General features: G+C 58.5%; 2 protein-coding genes and 1 rRNA gene. 1 reads left to right on the top strand and 2 read right to left on the bottom strand.

Annotated features, from left to right (window positions below; all coding sequences use genetic code 11):
- Nucleotides 1–3: 3 nt before the first annotated feature.
- Nucleotides 4–116 (top strand): 5S ribosomal RNA (rrf, locus tag F2P45_RS33825).
- 159 nt (nucleotides 117–275) lie between these two features.
- Here the strand turns inward: rrf and F2P45_RS33820 are convergent.
- Both F2P45_RS33820 and F2P45_RS33815 read right to left on the bottom strand, forming a co-directional pair.
- Nucleotides 276–1,874, bottom strand: coding sequence for a GDYXXLXY domain-containing protein (locus F2P45_RS33820; protein ID WP_166882593.1), 1,599 nt, complete (start codon nucleotides 1,872–1,874; stop codon nucleotides 276–278).
- The gene (locus tag F2P45_RS33815; protein ID WP_166882592.1) at nucleotides 1,871–2,848 is read right to left on the bottom strand and encodes a DUF2157 domain-containing protein; all 978 of its coding nucleotides are present in this window, start codon (nucleotides 2,846–2,848) and stop codon (nucleotides 1,871–1,873) included. Before F2P45_RS33815 ends, F2P45_RS33820 begins: the two co-directional genes overlap by 4 nt.
- Nucleotides 2,849–3,357: the final 509 nt, after the last annotated feature.

The raw sequence follows: 3,357 nt of genomic DNA, 5'->3' as shown, positions 1-3,357 counted from the left end.
ATGCCTGATGACCATAGTAAATCGGTACCACCCCTTCCCATCCCGAACAGGACCGTGAAACGATTTTACGCCGATGATAGTGCTGCAACCAGTGTGAAAGTAGGTCATCGTCAGGCTAGTTATAAGAAGAAAACCCCGCAGAAATGTGGGGTTTTTTTTCGTCCGCGTTTTCGTATCAATCGTGAACAGGCCGCCAGACACGTTCATTGATGCCGCGCGAATCGGCATGTGGCATTCGCGCGGCCACGGCCCGTTCGGGCAGTGCGAAGTTCACGTCAAAGCGGCGCCAGATCCACGCCGCGCATGCCGACAAGCAGGGCCTTTCCTTTGTCATCAACGCGGAACTCGCCGTACTTCGCCGCCTGCCAGCGCGCTGCTTCGCCTTCCTTGAAATGCCATGCATCGGTCGCCAGCGTGTACCCGCGCCCATTCGGGGTGAGCTCGATCATGATCTCGCCCGGCGCAAGTGGCTTGCCATCGTAACGCCTGCTCAGTTCCGCAATTCCCTGTGCATTCACCATCCCGACGACCTTCGGCCTTGCGCGAGCGCTGCCATGGTCATCGATTACCAGGACGTCCGCTGGCAATTTGAAATTCAGGCGCATGTAATCGCCTTGCATCAGCGAGCGTGGATCCACGGGCGCGAGTTCAACAAGGATCGGACGCCCGTTGGCAATCAGGTTTTCCTTTTGCCATATTCCAATATTTGCGATTGCCAACACCGTCATGGCCGTGACTGCAATGCCGATGCGCGCTCCGTGGCTATCGGGCAATGACGGCTGTACTTTGCTATTCGCTCTGCCGTTTTCGCTGTCGCGCATGGCGAGCCAGGCAATCAGCGCGAACAGTGCGCCGGCGCCGGTCAGGATCATCGCTTTGGTCACAAGCGGATAATCCAGTTGATAGTACAGCGCGCCGGTAATCCAGGCCGCCGCCGCGCTCGCCATCGCGGCAGTGCCCCAGCGTCCGCTGCTCGCGCATAAGGAGAAAATCAGTAACGTTCCGCCCAACGATGGCATCAGGGCGGCCAGTCCGGTGAACACCGCGCAAGCGAGCGCGTACCACGGCCTGCGCAACGCCGGCCAGCTCTTTGCCAGCCAGACAGCAGCGCCGATCGCCATCGCCGCCGATATGAACTGCGCGACAGTGGCCAAGGGCTGCGTGAGCGGTAACAGCGCCTCGACCGCGCCGCTGCCGATGGCGCCACCCAGCATGAAGGTCATCCCTGTCCACACGGCAAGACCTGCGAGAAGAGTGAGCGCCCACCCTGTGGCCAGCCGATCGAGCAGCAGGCTGCGCACATGTCGCCGCTGCACGCACTCGACCAGAAGCCAGGTGGCCATCGCAGCGTGTAGCGCCATCCAGAACCCATCGCGAGCGCGATATGTTGCGAGCTGGGCCACCGCGATCATGATAAACGCGCACGCCATTGCACCCAGCAGGACGCGCAGCCAGTGCCGGGGAATCATCGCCGCCAGGAAAGCGGACAACAGCGCAACGCAGACGGAAGCGTCGGCGGTCGACATGTCGGAGTAGAAGGCGATGGTCATGGCGGTTGCGCCCGCGAGCAATGCCGGAATTGCCAGCTGCTCGGCAAACAGGGGAAGCGAGCGGCGACGCAGAATGAGCACCGCACTGCCGCAGAGCACCAGCGCGATCAGATACAGTACGCCGCTGCTCTGCTTCCAGATTCTTTCCAGCAAGAAGAAAATGCTTGCCAGCAGCGGTAAAGCTGCCAGCCAGGCACCCAAGCCTGTCAACAAGACGACCGACCAGGGGCGCTGCATTTCGCGCTCGACGACAGCCCCAGCCGACGATGGCAGCACGTTCGCCGCGACCGCTTCGGCAACGATCTGATCGAGTGGCCGCTTCATTGCACGCCACCATTGGCCTGCGCGCGTGCCGCAAGCTTGAGAATCAGGCTGACCGTCGCGGCGAGCAAGCCGGCAGCGGCCAAGCCGGTAAAGAACAACTGCACTTCGGACCAGCTTCCGAAAATTCTGTGTTGTATGTGGGCAAAAAGTCCGACCAGCAAAACATTCGATGCCAGCGCGATCGTGCTCAGCGCGAACAGGTCAAACAGGCGGCGCGACGTGAAGGCGGCAGCGGCGAGGCCAAGCAGGATGACGGCGAGCCAGTATTGTCCGTTGATCGCGTTATCGAAGAGTGCTTCGATGCCGATCGTCGTGGTGCTGAGCACCGCAAGTACCACACACACACGCATCGACAGCAGTCCCGCACCAGTCCACCGCGCGCAGACAGGACTGAGCATGGCGGTCAGTGAAAACATGGCGATGCATACCGTTGCCTGATAAAGCAGATCGCCTTCTCGCAGATCCCAGCGACGACCGGTGTTGGCATGAAACCAGAGCGAGATGGCGGTCATCGCAATCAGCGCCCATGGCGTCCACAGCGCATCATGCCTAATGGAGAGGCAAAGAGGCAGGCCCAGCACCGCCCATAGCGCGAACAATTGCCAAGGGTCGGCGCCCGTTTGGTAGGTTTGACCGAAGTAGGCAAATACCGCGCCGATCGATAGCAGCGCTAGTAGCCCGAGGGGAACCCGCGCCCGGGGAAGCGCACAGGCGCCGATGCACATGACGGCGGTCACGCCTTGCAGCAGGATGAAGCGGCCGGCACGGCCCAGCCAATCCCAGTTCGCTGCAATCCAGAAAATGATCCCCAGTCCGATCAGCGATGCCGCCATGATTGCCAGCAATACGCGCGAAAATCCCGTCAGGTTGGCCGGCGGATCGTCCAGTCCTGAGAGCTTGCGCAACTGTTTGTGTTGCGCACTTTTCAGCCGATGCGCCTCGGAAATTTCTAAAAGTGATAAGCCAATGTCCATGAGGTTCCTTGTGTGTTGGAAGTGCGGATGAGTCTAACTGGCCTTGCTCCGAAAATCCTTGCCAATGCATAACAAGCTTTGCTATAGTTCGCCTCCCCGCAGAAAGGGTTAACGAAATCAAGTAGTTAGCAGTCTGTCAGGGCCGTCTCCAAGGAGACGCGGTAGTAAAAAAGAGGTTGACGAAAAATGCGAAAGGCTGCATAATCTCACCTCTCTGCTGCAACGAACACAACGCTTCGTAGCAAACGGCAGAAGGCGGTACAGAACAAGTTCTTTAACAATTAACAGTCGATAAGTGTGGGCGTTTGATGAAGGTGCCAACGAAGCGTAAGCGACGTTGAATACTTAAATTATCAAATGTTCACAAAAAAGAAACACGGCTCATCGAAAGATGAGCTTGTCAGTATTTTGAGTGAGCGATCTGTCCGCAAGGACATTAAACAGAGATTGAACTGAAGAGTTTGATCCTGGCTCAGATTGAACGCTGGCGGCATGCCTTACACATGCAA

The organism is Massilia mucilaginosa (genome assembly GCF_011682145.1).
Classification (GTDB): domain Bacteria; phylum Pseudomonadota; class Gammaproteobacteria; order Burkholderiales; family Burkholderiaceae_D; genus Telluria_A; species Telluria_A mucilaginosa.
This window is presented reverse-complemented; position numbering and strand designations above follow the sequence as displayed.

Bases quoted from the DNA above. Each gene is read 5' to 3' on its own strand.
- F2P45_RS33820 (WP_166882593.1), bottom strand. From the start codon at position 1,874: ATGAAGCGGCCACTCGATCAGATCGTTGCCGAAGCGGTCGCGGCGAAC.
- F2P45_RS33815 (WP_166882592.1), bottom strand. From the start codon at position 2,848: ATGGACATTGGCTTATCACTTTTAGAAATTTCCGAGGCGCATCGGCTG.